The 22,938-nt window shown below is 64.2% G+C and carries 21 protein-coding genes and 1 tRNA gene; 11 read left to right on the plus strand and 11 right to left on the minus strand.

Features of this window, described 5'->3' with window-relative positions:
• Nucleotides 1-15: 15 nt before the first annotated feature.
• Complete coding sequence (locus HZZ13_RS04060) at nt 16-1,083, minus strand: ABC transporter ATP-binding protein (protein WP_197958361.1); 1,068 nt, start codon at nt 1,081-1,083, stop codon at nt 16-18.
• Nucleotides 1,084-1,284: 201 nt separating this feature from the next.
• On the opposite strand from HZZ13_RS04060, the gene gntR reads away from it, so the two are divergent.
• From gntR to HZZ13_RS04095, 7 genes are all read left to right on the plus strand, one after another.
• Entirely contained in the window at nt 1,285-2,385 is a 1,101-nt protein-coding gene (gntR, locus tag HZZ13_RS04065; protein ID WP_197958362.1) for an HTH-type transcriptional regulator GntR, read from the plus strand.
• A 122-nt stretch (nt 2,386-2,507) separates the two neighbouring features.
• On the plus strand, nt 2,508-4,337 hold the full coding sequence (locus HZZ13_RS04070; RefSeq protein WP_197958363.1) for an IlvD/Edd family dehydratase: 1,830 nt from the start codon (nt 2,508-2,510) through the stop codon (nt 4,335-4,337).
• A gap of 139 nt (nt 4,338-4,476) precedes the next feature.
• Nucleotides 4,477-5,208 carry an SDR family oxidoreductase gene (locus HZZ13_RS04075; protein ID WP_197958364.1) on the plus strand — a complete coding sequence of 244 codons (732 nt, stop codon included), beginning with the start codon at nt 4,477-4,479 and terminating at the stop codon, nt 5,206-5,208.
• A gap of 122 nt (nt 5,209-5,330) precedes the next feature.
• Nucleotides 5,331-6,077, plus strand: a complete 747-nt coding sequence (locus HZZ13_RS04080) for an SDR family NAD(P)-dependent oxidoreductase (RefSeq protein WP_197958365.1) — start codon at nt 5,331-5,333, stop codon at nt 6,075-6,077.
• Between the two features lie 7 nt (nt 6,078-6,084).
• Nucleotides 6,085-6,477, plus strand: coding sequence for a GFA family protein (locus tag HZZ13_RS04085; protein ID WP_197958366.1), 393 nt, complete (start codon nt 6,085-6,087; stop codon nt 6,475-6,477).
• Nucleotides 6,478-6,628: 151 nt separating this feature from the next.
• Entirely contained in the window at nt 6,629-7,309 is a 681-nt protein-coding gene (locus HZZ13_RS04090) for a site-2 protease family protein (RefSeq protein WP_197958367.1), read from the plus strand.
• 62 nt (nt 7,310-7,371) lie between these two features.
• The gene (locus tag HZZ13_RS04095) at nt 7,372-7,794 is read left to right on the plus strand and encodes a hypothetical protein (protein ID WP_197958515.1); all 423 of its coding nucleotides are present in this window, start codon (nt 7,372-7,374) and stop codon (nt 7,792-7,794) included.
• On the opposite strand, the gene HZZ13_RS04100 is transcribed toward HZZ13_RS04095, so the two are convergent.
• The 6 genes from HZZ13_RS04100 to HZZ13_RS04125 all read right to left on the minus strand — a co-directional run bounded on the left by HZZ13_RS04100 (nt 7,782) and on the right by HZZ13_RS04125 (nt 13,714).
• Nucleotides 7,782-8,594, minus strand: a complete 813-nt coding sequence (locus tag HZZ13_RS04100; RefSeq protein ID WP_197958368.1) for an energy transducer TonB family protein — start codon at nt 8,592-8,594, stop codon at nt 7,782-7,784. The genes HZZ13_RS04095 and HZZ13_RS04100 overlap by 13 nt on opposite strands.
• Before the next feature lie 12 nt (nt 8,595-8,606).
• A complete protein-coding gene (gene exbD / locus HZZ13_RS04105; protein WP_197958369.1) occupies nt 8,607-9,062 on the minus strand; it encodes a TonB system transport protein ExbD in 456 nt (151 codons plus the stop codon).
• Nucleotides 9,063-9,065: 3 nt separating this feature from the next.
• A complete protein-coding gene (gene exbB / locus HZZ13_RS04110; protein ID WP_197958370.1) occupies nt 9,066-10,022 on the minus strand; it encodes a tonB-system energizer ExbB in 957 nt (318 codons plus the stop codon).
• Nucleotides 10,019-10,708 carry a Fe2+-dependent dioxygenase gene (locus HZZ13_RS04115; RefSeq protein ID WP_197958371.1) on the minus strand — a complete coding sequence of 230 codons (690 nt, stop codon included), beginning with the start codon at nt 10,706-10,708 and terminating at the stop codon, nt 10,019-10,021. The genes exbB and HZZ13_RS04115 overlap by 4 nt, the downstream gene beginning before the upstream one ends.
• Before the next feature lie 17 nt (nt 10,709-10,725).
• Nucleotides 10,726-13,266 (minus strand): TonB-dependent receptor, encoded by a 2,541-nt coding sequence (locus tag HZZ13_RS04120; protein ID WP_197958516.1) that lies wholly within the window; start codon nt 13,264-13,266, stop codon nt 10,726-10,728.
• A 208-nt stretch (nt 13,267-13,474) separates the two neighbouring features.
• Nucleotides 13,475-13,714, minus strand: coding sequence for a hypothetical protein (locus HZZ13_RS04125; RefSeq protein WP_197958372.1), 240 nt, complete (start codon nt 13,712-13,714; stop codon nt 13,475-13,477).
• A gap of 367 nt (nt 13,715-14,081) precedes the next feature.
• Here HZZ13_RS04125 and HZZ13_RS04130 point away from each other — a divergent pair, with 367 nt between their 5' ends.
• The 3 genes from HZZ13_RS04130 to HZZ13_RS04140 are packed head-to-tail and all read left to right on the plus strand — an operon-like array spanning nt 14,082 to nt 19,021.
• Nucleotides 14,082-15,257, plus strand: coding sequence for an efflux RND transporter periplasmic adaptor subunit (locus HZZ13_RS04130; protein WP_197958373.1), 1,176 nt, complete (start codon nt 14,082-14,084; stop codon nt 15,255-15,257).
• Nucleotides 15,254-18,397: a multidrug efflux RND transporter permease subunit gene (locus HZZ13_RS04135; protein ID WP_197958374.1), complete on the plus strand. Its 3,144-nt coding sequence runs from the start codon at nt 15,254-15,256 to the stop codon at nt 18,395-18,397. Before HZZ13_RS04130 ends, HZZ13_RS04135 begins: the two co-directional genes overlap by 4 nt.
• Nucleotides 18,398-18,457: 60 nt before the next feature.
• Nucleotides 18,458-19,021: an invasion associated locus B family protein gene (locus HZZ13_RS04140; protein WP_197958375.1), complete on the plus strand. Its 564-nt coding sequence runs from the start codon at nt 18,458-18,460 to the stop codon at nt 19,019-19,021.
• Nucleotides 19,022-19,031: 10 nt separating this feature from the next.
• On the opposite strand, the gene HZZ13_RS04145 is transcribed toward HZZ13_RS04140, so the two are convergent.
• The 4 genes from HZZ13_RS04145 to HZZ13_RS04160 form a co-directional block, all read right to left on the minus strand.
• A complete protein-coding gene (locus HZZ13_RS04145; RefSeq protein WP_197958376.1) occupies nt 19,032-19,394 on the minus strand; it encodes a DUF1428 domain-containing protein in 363 nt (120 codons plus the stop codon).
• Nucleotides 19,395-19,548: 154 nt separating this feature from the next.
• Nucleotides 19,549-19,622, minus strand: a tRNA-Gln gene (locus tag HZZ13_RS04150).
• 156 nt (nt 19,623-19,778) lie between these two features.
• Nucleotides 19,779-20,681: a ribonuclease Z gene (gene rnz / locus HZZ13_RS04155; protein WP_197958377.1), complete on the minus strand. Its 903-nt coding sequence runs from the start codon at nt 20,679-20,681 to the stop codon at nt 19,779-19,781.
• Between the two features lie 57 nt (nt 20,682-20,738).
• Nucleotides 20,739-21,347 (minus strand): TetR/AcrR family transcriptional regulator, encoded by a 609-nt coding sequence (locus tag HZZ13_RS04160; protein WP_197958378.1) that lies wholly within the window; start codon nt 21,345-21,347, stop codon nt 20,739-20,741.
• 198 nt (nt 21,348-21,545) lie between these two features.
• On the opposite strand from HZZ13_RS04160, the gene HZZ13_RS04165 reads away from it, so the two are divergent.
• Nucleotides 21,546-22,787, plus strand: coding sequence for an efflux RND transporter periplasmic adaptor subunit (locus tag HZZ13_RS04165; protein ID WP_197958379.1), 1,242 nt, complete (start codon nt 21,546-21,548; stop codon nt 22,785-22,787).
• Nucleotides 22,788-22,938: the final 151 nt, after the last annotated feature.

Consider the following 22,938-nt stretch of genomic DNA (forward strand, 5'->3'; position numbering starts at 1 on the left):
TTGTCGTCTGATGCGCTAGGCGTTCATGCGCTTGCCCGTCGCCTCGTCGAACAAGTGAACCAGCGACGGATCGGGCTTCAGCCGCACCTTGTCGCCGGGGTTGAACTGGTGACGCTCGCGGAAGACCGCGACGACCTGCTCGCCGCCGACGTTGGCGAACACCTGCGTCTCCGAGCCGGTCGGCTCGACCACGATGATCTCGGCCTCGGCGCCGTCATCGGCGATGGTGAAGTGCTCCGGCCGCACGCCGTAGACCGCCGGACGGCCGTCGGAGCCGGCCGGTGCGGTCTTGAGCGGCAGCTTGACGCCGTTTGGCCCTTCGAAGGTCGCAACGCCGTTGACGCGCACATGGCCTTTCAGGAAGTTCATCGCGGGCGAGCCGATGAAGCCGGCGACGAACTGGTTGTCGGGCTTGTCGTAGAGCTCGAGCGGGGTGCCCATCTGCTCGACGATGCCGTCGTGCATGACGACGATCTTGTCGGCCATGGTCATGGCCTCGATCTGGTCGTGGGTGACATAGACCGTCGTCGTCTTCAGCCGCTGATGCAGCTCCTTGATCTCGGTGCGCATGGCGACGCGCAGCTTGGCGTCGAGGTTCGACAACGGCTCGTCGAACAGGAACACCTGCGGATCGCGCACGATGGCGCGACCCATGGCGACGCGCTGGCGCTGGCCGCCGGAGAGCTGGCGCGGATAGCGATCGAGCAGCGGCGACAGCGCGAGGATCTCGGCGGCGCGCTTGACGCGCTTGTTGATCTCGTCCGAGCTGGCATTCCGCAGCTTGAGCGAGAAGCCCATGTTGTCGGCGACCGTCATGTGCGGATAGAGCGCGTAGTTCTGGAATACCATCGCAATGTCCCGCTCCTTGGGCTGGACATTGTTGACGACGCGATCGCCGATCGAGATCGTGCCGGAGGTGATGTTCTCGAGACCGGCGAGCATGCGCAGAAGCGTCGACTTGCCGCAGCCGGAGGGGCCGACCAGGACGACGAACTGACCGTCCTCGATCGGAATCGTGACGCCGTGCAGGACTTCAAAATTGCCGAACGATTTCCGCACGTCGCGGATTTGCACAGACGACATCTAGCTCCCTCCTCGAAAGTCCACGGCGCCTCTCGCGCCGCGACCGTCTTGTTTTTCGGACTTCACCGAACCAGGCCCGACCTTAGCGGGCGACATTGTCGGTAGTTTGTGCGGTTTTGGCAATTTGTCTTTGGTTAGTCGTTGCTGGTAGCGCTGTCAACGTTCCTTTGTTTGCGGGACTGACTGTGTTAAGAGCAGCAAATGGGTCGAAAACGCACCAAGTCAGGCAAGATCCGGCTGGCCGAAGTGGCCGAACTCGCCGGCGTCAGCCCGATTACCGCGTCGCGCTTTTTCCGCAATCCGGAGGCCCTGTCGGTCGCCAAGCGGACGCGGGTCGAGAGCGCCGCCAAGGAGCTCGGCTATGTGCCCAACCTTGCCGCACGGGCGCTGGCCTCGCAACGCACCGAGGTCATCGGTGTCTTGATCCCATCGCTCACCAACAACGTGTTCTCGGACGTGCTGCGGGGCATCTATGACGCCTCCGAAGGCAGCCGCTACTCGATCCAATTGTCCAACACGCGCTACAGCATTCTCCAGGAAGAGAAGCTGCTGCGGCTGTTCCTGGCGCAGAAGCCGGCCGGGCTGATCGTCACCGGCATCGACCAGACCGCGGAATCCCGCGCGATGCTTCAGGCCGCGGACTGCCCGATCGTGCAGATCATGGAGATCGGACCGGACCCGGTCGACATGATGATCGGCTTTTCCCACTATGATGCGGCCCGCGCGGCGATCGCGCACCTGTTCGAGCAAGGTCACCGCAAGGTCGGCTTCGTCGGCGCGCGGATGGATCCCAGGGTGCAGCGGCGGCTGGACGGATATATCTCGGCCATGAAGGACGCCGGATCGTTCGACCAGCGCCTGGTGGTGACGACGGCGACACCGACCTCGGTGACCCTCGGCGGCGCCCTGTTCACCGATCTGCTGGCGCGGGAGCCCGACATGGATGCGGTGTTCTGCGCCAATGACGACCTCGCGCTCGGCGTGCTGTTCGAATGCCGCCGCCGGGAGATCGCAGTCCCCGGGCAGCTCGCGATCGTCGGCTTCAACGACCTCGAATTCATGGCCTCCGCCGTCCCCACCCTCACCAGCGTCCGCACCAATCGCTACGAGATGGGCAAGACGGCCGCCACCATGCTGATCAACGCGATCGAGGGCCGGCGCCCGGAGCAGCCGGTGCTCGATCTCGGCTTCAAGGTGATCGAGCGGCAAAGCTCGTCGGCGCGACGTTCGGACAGCAGGCCAGCCGTATCAGGCGCGGCCGCGGCGAACAAAATGATAGCGTTACCAAGTAGCCACGACTAGTATCGGAATCGTGAGGAAGCGACCCGCCAGCGGGAAGGCAGATCATCGCGCGCGCCGCTCGGCACCGCACATGCCGACACCATGAGAAGGACGCCAGTGCGTTTGCAGTGCAGGAGAAACCAATGACAAAGAAACCAACCAACGGGCACGCCGCCGGCAGCAACGGGACCCGCCGCCATCTTCGCTCGCAGGAATGGTTCAACAACCCGCACAATCCGGGCATGACCGCGCTCTATATGGAGCGTTATTTGAACTTCGGCCTCACCCGTGCCGAGCTGCAATCCGGCAAGCCGATCATCGGCATCGCCCAGACCGGCAACGACCTGTCGCCCTGCAACCGCCATCATCTCGAGCTCGCACACCGCGTCCGCGAAGGCATCCGCGAGGCCGGCGGCATCGCGATGGAGTTCCCGACCCACCCCATTCAGGAAACCGGCAAGCGCCCGACCGCGGCGCTCGACCGTAACCTCGCCTATCTCGGCCTGGTCGAAATCCTCTACGGCTATCCGCTCGACGGCGTGGTGCTGACCACCGGCTGCGACAAGACCACGCCGGCCTGCATGATGGCTGCGGCGACGGTCAACCTGCCCGCGATCGTGCTGTCGGGCGGCCCGATGCTGAACGGCTGGCACAATGGCGAGCGCACCGGCTCCGGCACCATCGTCTGGAAATCGCGCGAGCGGCTCGCGGCCGGCGAGATCAATTATGAAGAGTTCATGGAAATCGTGGCCTCCTCAGCGCCCTCGGTCGGCCATTGCAACACCATGGGCACGGCCTCGACCATGAACGGGCTTGCCGAAGCGCTCGGCTTCTCGCTGCCGGGCTGCGCGGCGATCCCGGCGCCCTATCGCGAGCGCGGCCAGATCGCCTACGAGACCGGAAAACGCATCGTCGAGATGGTCTGGGAGGACCTGAAGCCCTCGGACATCCTGACCCGCAAGGCCTTCGAGAACTGCATCGTCATCAATTCGGCGATCGGCGGCTCGACCAACGCGCCGATCCACATCAACGCGCTCGCCCGCCATATCGGCGTCGAGCTGTCGATCGAGGACTGGCAGAAGTTCGGCCATGACGTGCCGCTCCTGGTCAACATGCAGCCGGCCGGCTTCTATCTCGGCGAGGAATTCCACCGCGCCGGCGGCGTGCCCGCCGTCGTGCGCGAATTGATGAAGCACAAGCGCATCCATGAGGACGCGATCACGGTCAACGGCCGCGGCATCGGCGAGAACTGCAAGAACGCGCCGGTCCCGGACAACGACGTGATCTGGGCCTACGACAAGCCGCTGGTGAAGGATGCCGGCTTCCTGGTGCTGAAGGGCAATCTGTTCGATTCCGCGATCATGAAGACTTCCGTGATCTCCAAGGAATTCCGCGACCGCTACCTCAGCAACCCCAAGGACCCGAATGCCTTCGAGGGCCGTGCCATCGTGTTCGAGGGCCCGGAGGATTACCACGAGCGGATCGACGATCCCTCGCTCGACATCGACGAGCGCTGCGTGCTGTTCATCCGCGGCACCGGCCCGATCGGCTACCCTGGCGGCGCCGAGGTCGTGAACATGCAGCCGCCGGCGGCGCTGATCAAACGCGGCATCCTGTCCCTGCCCTGCATCGGCGATGGCCGCCAGTCCGGCACCTCGGGCTCGCCCTCCATCCTCAACGCCTCGCCGGAAGCCGCTGCCAATGGCGGGCTTGCCATCCTCAAGACCGGCGACAAGGTGCGGATCGATCTCAACAAGGGCAGCGCCAACATCCTGATCTCGGACGAGGAGCTGAAGAAGCGCCACGCCGAGCTGAAGGCCAATGGCGGCTTCAAGCATCCGCCGAACCAGACGCCGTGGCAGGAGATCTATCGCAACACCGTCGGCCAGCAATCGACCGGCGCCTGCATGGAGCTCGCCACGCGCTACCAGAACGTCGCCGGCACGTTCGGCGTGGCGCGGGACAATCACTGACAGCCACTGTCATTCCGGGGCGCGACGAAGTCGCGAGCCTGGAACCCGTTCATCCACCGTCGCTGTGGCCCGATGGATTCCGGGTTCGCGCCAAGAGGGGCGCCCCGGAATGACGACGGAAAATTCAGAGGAGAGAAGAATGGCAGACCGCCTCAAGGGAAAGCGCGCCGTCGTCACGGCAGCGGCAGCAGGCATCGGGCGCGCTTGCGCCATCGCATTCGCGCGTGAAGGCGCAATCGTCATCGCCACCGACATCAACGAAGCCGGCATCGCTGGCCTGACCAAGGAAGGCGTCACTGAAGTTGCAAAGCTCGACGTCCGCAACACCGCCGAGGTCAACGCCTTTGCGGGGCGCATCGGCAAGATCGACATCCTGCTCAACGCCGCCGGGTTCGTGCACCACGGCACCATCCTGGAATGCTCCGAAGAGGATTTCGATTTCTCGTTCGACCTCAACGTCAAATCGATGCACCGGACCATCAAGGCCTTCCTGCCCGACATGATCGCGGGCGGCGGCGGCAGCATCGTCAACATCTCCTCCTGCGCGGCCCTGAGGCCGCCGGCGAACCGCTACGTCTACAGCTCGTCGAAGGCGGCAGTGTCGCTGCTGTCGCGTGCGGTCGCGCTCGATTTCATCACCAAGGGCATCCGCTGCAACTCGATCTGTCCCGGCACCGTCGAGACGCCCTCGATGCTCGACCGCGCCGCTGCACAAGGCCCGCAAGGCAAGGAGATGTTCATCTCCCGCCAGAAGATGGGCCGGCTCGGCACCGCCGAGGAGATCGCGGCAATGGCCGTGTATCTCGGCAGTGACGAGAGCGCCTTCACCACCGGCGTCGACCTCGTGGTCGATGGCGGCTACATGCTCTGACCTCTCCTCATCCCGAGGAGGCGCGGCAGCGCCGTCTCGAGGGATGGGCCACGGGCTCTGGGGTTCGAGACGCGCGCCAGATGCGCGCTCCTCACCATGAGGGATAGCGAAAGGGACTTCGCATGAACAAGATCGATCTCAACGGCCGCATCGCCATCGTCACCGGCGGCGCGCAGGGCTTTGGCCGCGCCATCACCGAGCGCTTCGTCGCCTCCGGTGCCAAGGTCGCGATCTGGGACTTCGACGCCGCGCTGGCGGAGAAGACGGCAAAGGAGATCGGTGGCGAAACGAAAGTCTTCAAGGTCGACGTCACCGACACCGCGGCCGTCGAGCAGGCCCGCGATGCGACGCTGGCCGCCTTCGGCAAGATCGACATCCTCGTCAACAATGCCGGCATCGCCGGCGTCAACAAGCCGGTGTGGGAGACCGATATCGAGGAATGGCGCAAGGTGCTGCGCATCAACCTCGAAGGCCCCTTCATCGTCAGCAAGGCGATCGTGCCCGAAATGATCAAGCAGAAATACGGGCGCATCGTGAACATCGCCTCGATCGCCGGCAAGGAAGGCAACCCGAACGCGGCGCACTATTCGGCCTCCAAGGCCGGCCTGATCGCGCTGACGAAGTCGCTCGGCAAGGAGCTCGCCGCACATGACATCCTCGTCAACGCGGTGACGCCGGCGGCCGCCAAGACCGCGATCTTCGACCAGATGACGCAGCAGCATATCGATTTCATGCTGTCGAAGATCCCGAAGGCACGCTTCGTGCTGGTGGAAGAACTCGCCGCGATGGTAGCCTGGCTCGCGTCCGAGGATTGCGCCTTCTCCACCGGCGCTGTGTTCGACATCTCGGGCGGGCGCGCAACCTATTGAGGACATCATGATCCGGGAAGGTGGCTGCCTGTGCGGCGCGGTGCGGTTCAAGGCGGAGGGCGAGCCGCTCAACGTCCGCATCTGCCATTGCCGCATCTGCCAGAAGGCGATGGGCTCGCCCTATTTTGCTCGCGCGCAATTCGACCAGCGCGCACTGACCGTCGAGGGCGAGACCGCCCGCTACGCCTCCTCCGAGAACATCGATCGTGTGTTCTGCAAGCAGTGCGGCACACGGCTGTTTGCCTGGCGGCGCAACGGCACGCTGGCGGGCGTGGCGCTGGCCACTTTCGACGATCGCAATGCCTTCGCGCCGACCGAGCACATCTGGGTGTCGGAAAAGCTCGCCTGGGTGAAGCTCGATGACGGTCTGGTGCAATATCAGGGGACGATCCCGGCGTGAATTTGGACGGACGGCAGGGCGGGATCGATCCCTCGATCTCTCGCAGCGTGGCATCCAGGAAGAAGTCACCCTATCTTCAGCTTGAGCGTTGCTGCACCGCCGGTCGACCGGGACGGCTGCAAGGCCGCCGGCAAACCGGGACAGACGAGCCGTGAACATTTCCTTCTATGACCTTTCGGTGTGGGTCCTGCCCCTGGTGCTCGCCATTACCTTCCACGAGGCCGCGCACGCCTTCGTCGCGGACCGGCTCGGTGACAACACGGCCTCGCAGCTCGGCCGGGTCAGCTTCAATCCGATCAGGCATATCGACCCATTCGGCACCCTGATCCTGCCGGCGATGCTGCTGTTCGCGCATTCGCCGTTCCTGTTCGGCTATGCCAAGCCGGTACCGGTGAACTTCCGCAAGCTGAACAACCCCAGGCTCGACATGGTCTGGGTCGCGCTCGCCGGGCCCGCCACCAACATCCTGCTGGCGCTGGCCGCCGCGGTCGCCTTCCACGCCCTGCCCCTGGTGCCCGCGAGCTCGGCGAAATGGATCGGCGACAATCTCAAGAATGCGCTCATCATCAACGCCATCCTGGCTGTCTTCAACATGATGCCGATCCCGCCGCTGGACGGCGGCCGCGTCGCGGTCGGGCTGCTGCCGCGGGCCCTCGCCCTGCCGCTGGCCCGGCTCGAGCCGTTCGGTATGTTGATCCTGATCGGGCTCTTGATCCTGCTGCCGCTGGCAGGCTCGCAGTTCGGTCTAAATCTTGATGTTATTTCAGCAATACTGCGGACGTTGACCGGTCATGTGATTCAGGCTGTTCTCTTCCTGACCGGCAACGCATAGTTGAACCTGACATCCGAACCCATGCCGAAGGGCCAGAGGCCGACTTGGTCAAAGCTGCGGATATGCTGATCGCGCGACGCGCCGACACCCGCGCCCGCGCCGATTTCGCCACCTGGAAGATGATGGCCAAGCTCAACGGGGCGTCCGCGCTGCCTCCGGAGGCCCAGGAGTTCCTTGAGAGCTACAGGAACCTGCTGACGCAGATGAGCGAAGGCGAGGCCACCGAGGCCACCATCGGTGCGATCTACAAGGCCTATTACGTCGAGATGGGCGGCGCTGGAACGCCACCCGACGTCCGCCCCCGCCAGGCCAAGCCGGCAGCGGACAATGTTACCGCCTTCCGGCGCCCGGCGCCGAAGCCGAAGAGCGCTGGCTTCTTCGGGACAGGCGCGGCCAGCGGAGCCCAGAAACGCCCTCTCCCCGTGGCGCTGATCTTCGCCTGCCTGGTCGTGGTCTATGTCGGGATCCGGCTCTACTGGCGCTGAGCCGCCTTTTTCTTCTTCGAATCCGGCGGCGTGAAGATGATGTCCACGGTCCGTTCGAACCGATCGTCGGTCAGTCCGGCAGGCGGCTGCGGGATCGGATCGGACTTGCGGACGATCGACACCGCCGCGGCATCGTAGGCTGCGTCTCCCGACGACTCCGCGACCTCGACCGACAGCACGTTGCCTTTCCGGTTGATCGCAAAGCTCACCTTGACCTTCTGGTTATTGGGCTGCTTGCCCTCGGGATTGACCTTGTGAGCCGCAAGATGCGCGCTGATCTTGCGGTTCCAGTCAGCCGTGATCTTCAGGATGTCCTTGCCAAGCCCCAGGACCGGCGCCAGGGCCTTCTCGGCTTCGCGCGCGTCCTCATCGAGCGTCTGCCGCGCACTTGCAACCGACTTCGGCGATGCCTCGGCGGCGGGCGTTTCGACAGCCTGAATCTTCGGATCGTCTTCCGTTGGCTTCTTGGTGTTGTTCTCGGTCACGACGCGGTCAGGATCCTCGACCTCCTGCGCCTGGTCCTTCGGAAGCTCCATCTCCTTGGTCTCGGCCTTCTGCTCGGGAAGCGCCTGCTGCTCCTGCATCGCCTCGCTATCGGGTCCAGGCGGCAGATCGGTATCGGGCACCTTGGGCGAAGCCATCTCGACCGCGAACTCCGCACCGGCCGCACCAAGGCCATCGCCGTCGTCGCCGGCGCGCAAATGCGCCAGCGCGAGCGCAGCGCCACCGACATGGAGCGCGAGCGCCGCCACCGCCGCTAAGATCCAGAGCTTACGGGATGGTCTCGGTTCGTCCGGCATCGTCCCGTCTTCTTAAGGCTGAGCGGCGCCGACCGCCGGCGCACCCGGCGCACCTTCCAGCGCGACCAGCTTCACGCGCGTATAGCCGCCCGAGCGCAAGAGCTCCATCACGCCCATCAGCTCGCCATAGGGCACCGAGCGATCGGCGCGCAGGAAAACATACTTGTCCTTGCTCATGTCGGAAAGGCCGTCGAGGGTTCCGATCAACTCGGCCCGGTGAACGGGGTTCTCCCCGATCGCGAGCGTCAGATCGGGCTTGATGCTGAGATAGGTCGGCTTGTCCGGCTTCTTCTGCGGCGTCGCGCTCGACGTCGGCAGATCGATCGGCAGGTCGACCGTGGACAGCGGCGCGGCGACCATGAAGATGATCAGCAGCACCAGGATGACGTCGATGAACGGCGTGACGTTGATGTCATGCGTTTCCGAGAAATCGTCGTCGTCGTCATTGTCTGCGAGCGAAACGGCCATGATCTACTCCGCCGCGCGCGAATGCACGCTGCCGTGGCTGCGGTCGAGATCGCGCGACAGCAGCCGCCCCGCTGCGCCCGAGGCGCGGCTGACGAGCTCAAGATAGCCCTTCGTCACGCGCGAGAAGTGGTTGTAGATGATGACGGCGGGAATGGCGGCGACGAGGCCGATCGCAGTGGCGAGCAGCGCCTCGGCGATGCCGGGCGCGACCACGGCGAGGTTCGTGGTCTGCGACTTCGAAATGCCGATGAAGCTGTTCATGATGCCCCAGACCGTGCCGAACAGGCCGACGAAGGGCGAGGTCGAGCCGATGGTCGCGAGCACGCCCATGCCGATGCGGATGCGGCGCTGTTCCGCGCGCACGATCTCGGCAAAGCTGGAGGCCGCGCGCTCCTTGATGCCGGCATCGCTGGACAGGCCGGCCGACATCCGCGCCTCGCGCAGCGCCGCCGCCAGGAACGACGGCAGGATGCCCTCCTTGGTGCCGAGCGCCATCTGCGCCTCGGCGAGCGAGCGCGCCTCCGCGATCTTCTTCAACGCCGAACGCAGCTTGCTGGAGGCGATCGACAGCTCGATCGACTTGGCGATGAAGACGGTCCAGGTCATCAGCGAGGCGAAGGCGAGCCCGATCATCACCGCCTTCACGATGACGTCCGCCGACATGAACATCACCCAGGGCGACAATTCCTTCATGGCCGGCGCGATGCCCGCCGCCTCGGGCTTCGCACTCGCGGAATTGAGGGCCACGGGAGCGGCGCCCGCAACGGCGGGAGCCGGCGAGGCCGCAGGCGCTGCCGGCGTGGATGCCGACGGAACCGTTCCGCCCCCGGACGGCTGGGCCGCCGACTGGGCCGGTGCTGCCGCCGGACTTTGTGTCTGGGCAGAAACCGGGGACGCGAGCCAAGCCACAGCGAGCATCAAGGCTGCGGCAACGCTTGCTTGGAAGGACATGGTCTTCATACTTCAGCCCAGTAGCGAATGAGGTTGTGATAGATACCCGTCAATTTGACCGTTTCGGGATCGTCACGCCCGAGCCGTTCCACCAGCGCCTGTATCGCGGTGTCGAGGTCGAAGATCATGCTCCGGGCTTGATCGTCCCGTATCATGCTCTGAAGCCAGAAGAAAGACGCAACCCGCACCCCCCTGGTCACGGGGGTGACCAGATGGAGGCTGGTCGAGGGGTAGAGCACGCAGTCCCCGGCTGGCAACTTGACTTCGTGCGAGCCGTAGGTGTCCTCGATCACAAGTTCGCCACCGTCGTACTCCTCTGGCTCGGCGAGGAACAGCGTGACCGACAGGTCGGTGCGGATGCGAAGGCCGGTCAGGCGGTCGCCGCGGATCGCATTGTCGACGTGCAGGCCGAAATGGTGGCCGCTATCGGCGGCATAGCGGTTGAACAGCGGCGGGAAGATCTGGCGCGGGATCGCCGCCGCGATGAAGCGCGGGTTCGATGTCAGCGCCGAGATGATGCGGTTGCCGAGTTTTCGCGCGACTTCGCTGTCAGGTGGCAGCTGTTCGTTGCGCTTGACCATGGCCGACTGCGCCCCTGCAGTCGAGCGGCCGTCCTCCCATGCGCTGGCATCCATGATGCGGCGGAAATCCGCCACATCATCCTTGCTGAGAACGTTCTCTATGCATGTCAGCATGAAACTCGTCGTTGCTCCTAGTAACGCGCGGAGAGCACCACATAGGCGGCACGGCCCGGTGCTTCCAGCACGAACGGTGCTGCGCTCTGGTACAGCGCGTCGTAGTAGCGCTTGTCGAAGATGTTGTTCACGAACAGCTTGAGCTTCCAGTGCTGATCGATCTTCGCCTCCGCGAACGCGTCGAAACGCCAGTAGCTCGGGAGCGACGTGCCCTGGTTGGCGGCCAGGAGGGTGCCGCCGTAGATCTTGGAGCGATACACCGCCTGCCCGCCCAGTTCCCAGGTGTCGGTGAGCTGATATTTGGACAGCAGGCTGAACGACTCGTGCGCGATATTGGCGAGCGGACGCCCGACGTTGGTCGGGTACAGCGTCTTGTTGGCCGACGGCGCCAGCGACTGCGTCACTTCCGACTGCATCAGCACGAGGCCGCCGAACACGCTCCATTTGTCGGTGATGTTGCCACCGATACCAAGGTCGATGCCGCGGATGCGATAGGCGGCACCGGCGGTGATGCACGATATGTTGCCGGTCGTTCCGGTCGGATAGACACATCCCAACGGAGCAGCAGCGGCCGCGCTACTGACATTCTGCGACTCACGCGCGTTCTCCTTCGTGGTCTGGAACAGCGCCGCGGTCAGAAGCAGGTGACGGTCGAACAGCTCCCACTTGGTGCCGAGTTCGATAGCCTTGTTCTTCTCGGGGCCAAATATCTGGGTGTTGCCGCCGGCGAGGGTCGGATTGAGGCCACCATAGGCCGTGCTGGTCCCGTCGAACTCAGCACCCACCGGGTTCGCCGAAGTTGCATAGGCCACATAGACGCTGCCGTTCGGCAGAGGCTTCAGGGTAAGGCCGAGATTGAAGTTGGGGATCAGGAAATCCGCCGACTGCTGACCGAACGCGCCGTTCGCGGCATAGCCGGTGGTCTTGATGCTGTAGTCGTCGTAGCGGAAGCCTCCGTTGAGGATCACCAGATCGCGGTAGTTGGCGGAATCCATGACATAGCCGCTGACGGTATCGATTGCGATTTTCGTCGGCCGTCCAGTGAGGCCACCAGGTATCGGGAAGGCAAGATTGGTATATTGCGGATAGAACACGCTCACGTCGGTCTTCGCTCCGCTGCCGGTAAAAGGCGTGCCGGTGACCTGCTCAGAACTGAGGCCGGTGTATCGGTCGATCGACGAACGCTCGCGGTCGTATTCGATGCCGCCGAGCAGCGTGTGCTTGAAGCCTGCGTCGTCATTGAACTTGTAGGTCGCTTCGGTCTGGTTTGCGAATACGTCGGTCGCCTGGAAGCGGCTCTGCGGATTGGCACTCAGGGTCGAGGCCGTCAGCGGGTTTTTCAACGACGGCGCCTCGGGAAGCGTACCGATATAGTTCTGTGTCGAATGCGACGCCCGCGTCTTGTTGCTGAGCATCAGGTCGGGGGTGATCTGCACCTCGGCATTGAGAGTGCCGATATCCTGACCAGTCCGGAAGAAGTCGCGATTGACGAAGCCGTAGAAATTCTTGCGGTTGACGCCGAAATCCGGGAACGGCCCGCCCGCGGTGCTCGACGTGCTGGGACGATAATAGGGTACGCCGAAGTCGGGAATACCCGTCAGCTCGGTATGGATGTAGTTGCCGGTGAGCTTGATCGTGTCGGTCGGTTTCCACGTCGTCGCGACAAACGCACCGTTTCGATTGTCGGTGACATAGTCGCGGCCGGCAACATTAGCATCCTGGAATAGACCACCGGCACGAACCGCAAGGGTCGGGTCGATCACCTGGTTGACGTCGATCGTGACACGCTTGGTCTGGTCAGTGCCAAACGTGCTGTCCATGTTGTAGAAGCTGCCCCCGGTCGTCGCCTGCTTGGTGACGATGTTGATCGCACCGCCGGCAACGCCGCGGCCGGACACAGTCGAACCGGGACCGCGCAGGATCTCGACCTGCTCGGTGAAGAAGTTTTCACGCACGCTGACGCCGGCGTCACGCACGCCGTCGATGAAGATGTCGTTGCGGGCATCGAAACCCCGGATGAAGAAGCGGTCGCCGAACGCGTTGCCGCCCTCGCCCGAGCCAAGCGTCACGCCGGCCGTGCTGAGGATCGCCTGCTTCAGCGACGTAGCGTTCTTGTCCTCGAGGACTTCCTTGCTGAGAACGGTGATCGACTTCGGCGTATCGACCAGCTTCTCCGGAAACTTGCCGCCGGCTTGAACATGGTCGACCTTATAGGGCGCAGTCGGATCCGCATACGGATTGGCGTCGGCAGCGACGGACGGCGTTGCGGGTGCCGTCTGCACCTGCTGGCGCTGCGCGGCGCGGCGAAGCGCGTTGCGGGCGCGGACCTGCTCGGGCGAAGGCTTCGAGGCCGTCGGACGCGGACGCTCGACCGGAGCATCGACCGTCACCGGCGGCAGGTTCGACTGCTGCGCCTGCGCGCCGCTCGACACCGACGCCACCGCGATCAAGCTCGCGACCGCCGAAACTTTTTTGCCGGAAACGCCCGCGGACCTCTCATCCATCGGATCGAACGCTACGACCGAACGCAACGACTTCGGTGCGACCACCTGCCCCATTACCAAACGCCCCATCTTCCTGTTCGCTCATTCACTTCGAACGAACGATGGGCTGTTGGTATCGGCCGCAAAATAACGGGTCAATGCGAGGCGCTCGCGAGAACCCTTGAATCAGTCCAGATCAAAACGATTCTAAGCTGCAGTTTCAAATCGTTCTAAGACGAGACTGGACTCGTTCTAAAAACAGTGCAGCGATCGCGCATCTCTCTCAGTCGCTGCTCGGCGGCTTCATCAGCGAGAACAATTCGTCGACGGTCTTCTGCGCAACCGCACGCACGCGATCGGTTGAGTCCATGCCGGCGATGTTGACGCCGCCTACGACGGCTTTGATCTCGTCGCGAAAGTCGGTGAGGAAGCGCAAGGGATCGCGCTGCTCGTTGGCGACGCGCGCGATCAATCCCGTGATCAGAATTTGGCACGCGATCAGCTTGCCGTTCAGCTCGTCCATCCTGCGCTCCATCTGTGGTGGCGCCGATATGGACGTTGCCGAACTTCGTGACAACCGGAACGGCTTTCGCGCGGTTTAGAACCATTCTCGTCAGCGGCTGCGAGCAACGGCGCAGTGCCAATTGATGCCAAGCATACCGTCTGCAGGGGCCGCACGTGCCCGCCGATCGGTCCAGCCGGGAAAATGCAGCACTGCACAGAGCGGCGCCACGGCACTGCCCACGCAGTGCAAAGCTTTCCAATTGTTTAGGATTCTCAACGGATAGTGCTGTTTACACTGGAACTTGGCGTGTATTATACAACGCACTGGAACCCTGCGATTGCCCTATCATTCGTAGATGAGGGCATACGCGCCGACACGTGACGACATGAATAAGTCCCGGCCGATCCTTTGGCTTCTGATCATCGCGGCCGTGGCCTCCGCGGGTTATTATTATTATGGTTGGGAGAAGTTCGGGCCTGGAGCCGGAAAAGCCCAGACCGCCCAGAAAGGTCCGCCCCGCCCCTCCGCCGTCCCCGTCAGCGTTGCGCCGGTTCAGAAGACCGACTTCCCGGTCTATCTGACCGGTCTAGGCACGGTTCAGGGGTTCAACACGGTCCAGGTCCGCACCCGTGTGGATGGCCAGATCGACAAGCTCGAGTTCAGGGAAGGCCAGATCGTCAAGCAGGGCGATCTCCTGGTTTCAATCGATCCCCGCCCCTATCAGGCCACGCTTGACCAGGCCAAGGCCAAGAAGGCGCAGGACGAGGCCAGTCTCGCCAACGCCAATCTCGAACTCCAGCGCGCCACGAAGCTCGGCGAATTCGCCACCGCCCAGCGCGTCGACACGCAGCGCTCCACCGTCGCCCAGCTCACCGCCCAGATCGCCGCCGATGATGCCGCGATTTCCAACGCCCAGACCCAGCTCGATTACACCCAGATCAGGGCGCCGATCACCGGCGTTGCAGGCCTGCGTCAGGTCGACATCGGCAACATCGTCAACGCTTCGTCGCAGACCGCCATCGTCACGATCTCGCAGGTCGAGCCGATCGCGGTGATCTTCACCGCGCCGGAAGACCAGCTCCCCTATATCAGCGAGGGCCAGAAGGCCGGCGCGCTCAAGGTGATCGCCTTCACCACCGACGGCAAGAAGACGCTGGCCGAGGGCAAGCTTGCGGTCATCAACAACCAGGTCGACACCACCAGCGGCACGATCCGGCTCAAGGCGGTGTTCGACAACAAGGACCACACGCTGTGGCCGGGCCAGTCGGTCTCGACGCGGCTCCTGGTGCGAACGCTGAAGGATGCGACCGTCGTTTCGGATGATGCGGTCCAGCACTCCACCAACGGGCTCTACGCCTATACGGTCAATCAGGACAACAAGGCCGAGTTGCACAAGGTCAAGGTCAGCTATGGCATCGACGGGCGTTCGGTCATCGAGGAAGGATTGAGCCCCGGCCAGCAGGTGATCGTCGGCGGTCAGTTCAAGGTCCAGCCCGGCAGCCTGGTGTCGACGGCGGTGGCAAGCTCGGATCCGACCCAGAACAAGGTACAAAAGCAATGACCGACGGCGGGATTTCGGCACCTTTCATCCGATATCCCATCGGCACCTCGCTGCTGATGGCCGGCATTCTCTTCGTCGGCCTGGTCGCTTATCCCCTGCTTCCGGTCGCGCCGCTGCCGCAGGTGGACTTTCCGACCATCCAGATCACCGCCAACCTGCCCGGCGGCAGCCCTGAAACGATGGCTTCGTCCGTGGCGCAGCCGCTCGAGCGGCAATTCGCCCAGATTCCGGGCATCGCGCAGATGACCTCGACGAGCTATCTGGGCACGGCGTCGATCACCATCCAGTTCGATCTCAACCGCAACATCGACGGCGCCGCCAACGACGTGCAGGGCGCCATCAACGCGGCCAGCGGCCAGTTGCCGAAAAGCCTGCCGTCGCCTCCGACCTACCGCAAGGTCAACCCCGCCGACTCGCCGATCCTGCTGCTGTCGGCGACATCGGAGACGCTGCCGCTGACCAGCGTCAGCGACGCGGTCGATGCTCAGCTCGCGCAGCAGATCAGCCAGCTCTCCGGCGTCGCCCAGGTCTTCATCGGCGGCCAGCAGAAACCCTCCATCCGCATCCAGGTCGATCCCGCCAAGCTCGTGGCAAAGGGCCTGTCGATGGAGGACATCCGCAGCCAGATCGCGATCACCACGGTCGACAGCCCCAAGGGCAATATCGACGGCGAGAAGCGGGCCTATACGATCTACGCCAACGACCAGCTCACCCACGCGAAGGACTGGAACGACGTCATCATCGCCTATCGCAACGGCGCTCCGTTGCGAATCCGCGATATCGGCCAGGCGGTCAGCGCCGCCGAGGACGCCAAACAGGCGGCCTGGGCGAACGGTAAGCGCGGCGTGTTCCTGGTGATCTTCAAGCAGCCCGGCGCCAACGTCATCGAAACCGTCGACAGGATCAAGGCGACCCTGCCCCGCCTCGTGGCGGCGATCCCGCCCGCGATCAAGATCGAGCTCATCAGCGACCGAACAACGACCATCCGTGCCGCGGTCGAGGATGTCCAGTTCACGCTGCTGCTGACCATCGCTCTCGTGGTCATGGTCATCTTCGTCTTCCTGCGAAGCTTCTGGGCGACGGTCATTCCCACCGTCACGGTGCCATTGGCGCTGCTGGGTGCCTGCGCCTTGATGTGGGTGGCCGGCTATTCGCTCGACAATCTGTCGCTGATGGCGCTCACCATCGCCGTCGGCTTCGTGGTCGACGACGCCATCGTGATGCTCGAGAACATCACGCGCTATATCGAGGAAGGCGACTCGCCGATGGAAGCCGCCTTCAAGGGCTCCAAGGAAATCGGCTTCACCATCGTCTCCATCAGCGTCTCGCTGGTCGCGGTGCTGATCCCCCTGCTCCTGATGGGCGGCATCATCGGGCGCCTGTTCCGCGAATTCGCCGTGGTGCTGGCGATGACGATCTTCGTCTCGATGTTCGTTTCGCTGACGCTTTCGCCGATGATGGCCTCCCGCTTCCTGCGCGCCCATGGCGAGGTCACCCACGGCAAGCTCTATCAGTGGAGCGAGCGCGCCTTCGACGGCATGCTGCGCGGCTATGAATACGTGCTCGACCATGCCCTGGCCTGGCGCCGCACCACGCTCGCGATCTTCTTCGCCACGCTCGGCCTGTCGATCTACCTGTTCGTGCTGATTCCCAAGGGCTTCTTCCCGCAGCAGGACGTCGGCCTGATCACGGCCACCTCCGAGGCCTCGCAGGACATTTCGTTCAAGGAGATGGTGAGACGCCAGGAGCAACTCGGCAAGATCATCCTGGCCGATCCCGACGTTGCCAGCGTTGCCATGGCGATCGGCGGCAGCGGCCGTGCCGGCAACAACGGCAACCTGTTCATCACGCTGAAGCCGCGCAACGAGCGCGACGCATCGGCCCAGCAGATCATCGCGCGCCTGCGTCCGCAGTTCGACAAGGTCCAGGGCGCCCGCCTCTACATGCAGGCGGCCCAGGACGTGCGGCTCGGCGGCCGACCCACGCGCACTCAGTTCGAATTCACGCTGCAAGATGCCAATCTGGACGAGCTCAACGAATGGGCGCCGAAGATTCTCGCCAAGATGCAGACACTGCCGGAGCTGCGCGACGTCGCGACCGACCAGCAGACGCAGGGCACGACGGTCCAGCTCAAGATCAACCGCGACACCGCCGCCCGCTACGGCATCCAGCCGCAGCTGATCGACGACACGCTCTATGATGCCTTCGGACAGCGGCAGGTCACGCAATATTTCACGCAGCTCAACACCTACAAGGTGATCCTGGAAGTGCTGCCGGAGATGCAGGGCGATCTCGATACGCTGAACAAGCTGTATCTCAAATCGCCGCTGACCGGCGACCAGGTGCCGCTGTCGACCTTCGCGAGCTGGACCACCGATCCGGTCCGCCCGCTCTCGATCAGCCATCAGGGCCAGTTCCCGTCGATCACGATCAGCTTCAATCTCGCGCAAGGCGTCGCGCTCGGCCAGGCCACCGAGGCCGTGCAGAAGGGGATGGCCGAACTCGGCGCGCCGGCGACGCTGAATTCGAGCTTCCAGGGCACCGCACAGGCATTCCAGCAGTCGCTCGGCACCGTGCCGCTCTTGATCCTCGCCGCGCTGGTCGTGGTCTATCTGATCCTCGGCATTCTCTACGAGAGTTACATCCATCCGATCACGATCCTGTCGACGCTGCCGTCGGCCGGCGTCGGCGCGCTCGCGATCCTGATGGCGGCCGGCTTCGACTTCAGCCTCATTGCTTTGATCGGAATCATTCTCCTGATCGGCATCGTGAAGAAGAACGGCATCATGATGGTGGACTTCGCGATCGCCGCCGAGCGCGACGAGCACAAGACGCCGGAGCAATCGATCCGCCAGGCCGCGCTGCTGCGCTTCCGTCCGATCATGATGACAACAATGGCGGCGCTGCTCGGCGGCGTGCCTCTCATGCTCGGCCACGGCACCGGCGCCGAAATCCGCCAGCCGCTCGGCTACGCCATGGTCGGCGGCCTGATCGTCAGCCAGGCGCTGACGCTGTTCACTACGCCGGTCGTCTACCTCTATCTCGACAAGCTCAACAACTGGTTCTCGACTTGGGGCCGTTCGGACGACGAAGGCCAGGAGACGCCCGAGCACGGCCGCGTCAAGGAAGCCGCCGAGTAAGCTTGCGCCGCGCCTGCCGCGACGCTACAGCGAGACCCCACCTCGCAAATGCGGTTTCCCATGCTTATGCAATTCAGACTTGTCGCCCTTGCCGCTGCTGTGCTGTTGTCAGCAGGTGCCGCACATGCCCAGCAGGGCAAGAAGAACGCCGCGCCCGCCCCGGCCGCGCAGCCCGCGCCTGCCCCGACACAGGCGCAGGCCGACGGGGCTTCCGGACAGCCCGGCTGGATCGTCCGCTGCACCAGTGCAAGCCGCGACGCGCCGCTCGAATGCGCGATGGAGCAGAACGCGGTGCTGACCAAGACCGGCCAGACCGTCGTCCTGATCAACATCCGCATCGCGCCCGACACCCGCACGCCGATCGCGCTTCTGCAATTGCCGCTCGGCCTCAACCTTCCCGTCGGGGCCAAGCTCCAGGTCGACGAAGGCAAGACGTTCGACCTCCAGATCCAGACCTGCGAGAATCGCGGTTGCTACGTTTCGACGCCGGTCGCGCCGGACCTGCTCGCCGCCTTGCGGTCGGGCAAGCAGCTGAAGGTCTCCTTCCAGAACATGGCCAAGGAGACGATCGCGATCCCGATGCCGCTCGGCGATTTCGCGGCGGCCTACGACAAGATCAAGTAGCAGGCTCCCCTCACGTCACGATGTCGTCCGCACGGAGCAGCGTCGTGAAGCCGCCATAGATCATCCGCTTGCCGTCGAATGGCATGCCTTCGAACTTCATCCGCGGGTCCTCCATCACCTTCTTGGTGATGGCATCGCGACTCTCCCGGTCGCGGTAGACGATCCAGGCGAACACCACGACCTCATCCTCCTTCGCCATCACGGCGCGCGGAAACGAGGTCAGCTCGCCATAGGGAACGTCGTCACCGATGCACTCGACATAGTCGAGCGCACCGTGCTCCATCCAGAGCGCGCAGGCGGTCGTCGCCAGCGTCTTGTAGGCCTCGATCTTGTCCTTCGGCACGGCGAGAATGAAGCCATCGACATAAGGCATGGCGGATCTCCTTTGGGTTGTACGCCCCAAGGACGATACAGTCCGCGGCGATCCGACCTGCAATTGCGATGTTGGATGAGACAAACCGCCGCGCAGTGTGGACCTATCGTCCGGGCGTGGGCCTGGAACCAGACATGGGACAAGTGCCCGGAATTGGCTGGGGAACCTGGATTCGAACCAAGACAAACAGAGTCAGAGTCTGTTGTGCTACCGTTACACCATTCCCCAACGGAATAGTCGAACAAATTCATTGACTTGCCTGATTTGTTCGACGAGGGCCGGAAAGCGCAGCGCGCAAATCACGGCTCAGGCGTGGCAGCGTTCTAGCCGCTCGCATCTGGGCTGGCAAGCGCTGCATGGGCGATCGGGCCAAGGCCCGTTTGATCAGACGACGATGTGGTCGAAGTCTGCGGCGATCCGGGTGTTCGGGAAGATTTTTGCCGCCTCGGCGAGAATCTCCGCGTCCTCGTAGCGTCCCGATAGATGCGTCAGCACGAGCTGTCCGACCTTGTTCGCGGCCGCAAAAGAGGCCGCTTTCGCCGCGGTGAGATGGCCGTAATTCCGCGCGGTCGGCGCGTCGCGGGCGAGGAACGTCGCCTCGATCACCAGCATATCGGCGCCGGCCACGTATTGCGACAGCCCCTCGGTGGTCTCGGTGTCGCCGATCACGACGAGCTTGCTGCCGCCGCTCGGCGGACCCAGGACGTCTTCCGGCTCGATGGTTCGGTTGGCAAGCACGATCGGTCGGCCGGCGGCCAACTCGCCGCGCAAGGGGCCGTCGGGGACACCGAGCGCAATGAGGCGATCAGGCCGGAGACGACGGCGCGCGGGGCTTTGGAAGACGAAGCCAAAGCTGTCAGTGTCGCGGTGGCGGACGGGAAAACAGTCGATGGCGAATTCACCGACATCGATAATGCGTCCCTCGGTCAGCGCCGCGAACTCGACAGCGATCGGCGCCCTGCCCGCGCCCCACAGGCCGGCGAGCATGCGGGCGACGAGGTCGAGCGTGGCTTCGCCGCCGTGAATGGTCATTGTCTCGGACGTCTGCCGCAAGCCGAGTGTCGAGAACAGTCCGGGGATGCCGAGCACGTGGTCGAGATGGGCGTGGGTGAGCAGAATGCGGTCAAGCCGCCGGAAGCCGGCGCCGCTGCGCAGCAGCTGGCGCTGCGTGCCCTCGCCGCAATCGACCAGGATACGCTTGCCTGCGGCTTCCACGAGCAGCGCCGGATGGTTGCGCTCCGCTGAGGGAACGCTGGCCGATGTCCCGAGAAACGTCAGGGCGAACATGGTCGCTGCAAATCCAAGAGGTGGCCGCGGCGGCGCGCAAGATGCGGGCCGGCGATGCTATTGCGGTCTGTCAGATGATTGCGCCTCGACGGCCTGCACGGCAACCTTCGCGACCTGCCGCAGCGCTTCGCGATCGGCGCCTGACGACGCCATCACCCCCATGCCGACGGACACCGCCGAGACATAGCGCGCGAGCGCGGCCGGATCGGCGCTCTCCTTGAGATCACCCTCGGCCTTGGCGCGGACGAAACGGTCGCGGAGCTGGTCCTCGTTCTGGGCGCGGCGCGCGGCGAGCTCGAAGGGGACGTTTTCCGAGCCGGTGCCGCAGGCGATGCCGCCCTGCACCAGCAGGCAGCCGGGCGGATTGGCGGGATCGGTCTGCTTGTCGGCAATGCCCATCAACATGCGCTCGGCAACGGCTCGGGCGGTGGGCGCTGCGACCACCTCATCCATCCAGATGTTGCGCAGCTTGGTGTAGCGGTCGAGCGCGGCCTTCAGCAGGCCTTCCTTGTTGCCGAAGCAGGCGTAGAGACTGGGCGGATTGATGCCCATGGCCTCGGTGAGCTGGGCAATCGTCGCGCCCTCATAACCATGGCGCCAAAACACTTCCATCGCCTGGTCCAACGCCATTTCGGCGTCGAATTCGCGGGGGCGTCCCATGCCCATGTGCCTGTCTCCTCGGATTCGGCGTTCTGCCCCAGCCTAACGCCGGATCCTATCTATCTGTTCTAGCTTTCTTTTCTTGTGTCTTCCAATCGTTACGGTATCGGCGTACAATTTTCTTAGTGATTGGTACATAAGTATCTTGCACTGCGGTATCCAGCTCCACATCTGTAGTGAACACTACATATCTGGAGCGCGCAAATGCACCCCTCCCAAAATACCTCCCGCACCGGCCGTTTCCGCCGCCTGGGCGGCGTCGCCATCGTGGGCGCCCTCGCCGCGGCCGGCTCGATCGCGACCGGCCGCTACTTTCATGCGGCGCAAGCGACCGCACCGGCGGCCGCGGTTGAACAAGCCGTTTCCGTCACGGTCGCGATGATCGAGCCGCGGCAGACCGTGCTCTGGGATGATTTCTCCGGCCGGCTCGAGGCGATCAACCGAGTCGAGCTCCGCCCGCGCGTTGCGGGTGCGATCCTGTCGGCGAACTTCACCGAGGGCGCGCTGGTGAAGGCGGGCGACGTGCTGTTCAAGATTGATCCTGCCCCCTATGCGGCCGAGGTCGACAAGGCTGCCGCCCAGCTCGAGGCGGCGAAAGCGCGCGTCGTCTTCACCCAGAGCGAGCTCGAGCGCGGCGCGCAGCTCGTCGGCAACGCCGTGGTCACCCGGCGCGACTACGACCAGCGCGACAACGCCAATCGCGAAGCGATCGCCAACGTCAAGGCGGCCGAGGCGACACTGCAGACCGCGAAGCTCAATCTCGACTACACCGAAGTGCGCGCCCCCGTGGATGGCCGCGTCGGCAAGATCGAGGTGACCGTCGGCAATCTCGTCGCCGCCGGCACCGCCTCGCCGGTGCTGACCTCCCTGGTCTCCGTCAATCCGATCTACGCCTCGTTCGATGCGGACGAAGAGGTGGTGTTGCGCGCGCTGAACTCGATCGCGGATGCCTCCGGCAGCCGCGGCAAGCTCGACCAGATCCCGGTCGAGATGACGACCTCGGGCGGCCTGTCCGCGAAGGGCCACATCCAGCTCATCGACAACCAGGTCAACGGCCAGAGCGGCACCATCCGCGTCCGCGCCGTATTCCGCAACGACGACGGGCGCCTCATCCCCGGCCAGTTCGCGCGCGTGCGCATGGGCCAGCCCAAGCAACAGGCGCTGGTGATGATCGACGAGCGCGCGATCGGCACCGACCAGGACAAGAAGTTCGTGATGGCAGTCGGCGACGACAGCCGCGCCGTCTACCGGCCGGTCACTCTCGGTGGCGCCGTCGATGGGCTTCGCATCATTACCTCGGGCCTGAAGTCCGGCGACCGCATCGTCGTCAACGGTCTGCAACGCGTGCGTCCCGGCGCCCTCCTCAAGACGGAGATCGCACAAATGGGCGCACGGGGGCCGCAGCAGGCGTCGAACCATAGCAACCAGGACGTGGTGCAACGCTAACACCTTCCGCATTCCGGGGCGCGCGTAGCGCGAACCCGGAATCCCGCAGTTTTGAGACTCCGACCAACTCACCTCGAGATTCCGGGTTCGTGGGCTTCGCCCACGCTCCGGAATGACGGAGAGCCGTCGGCGACGCGCAGGATATTGCCCA

This window comes from Bradyrhizobium agreste, from assembly GCF_016031625.1.
GTDB lineage: Bacteria > Pseudomonadota > Alphaproteobacteria > Rhizobiales > Xanthobacteraceae > Bradyrhizobium > Bradyrhizobium agreste.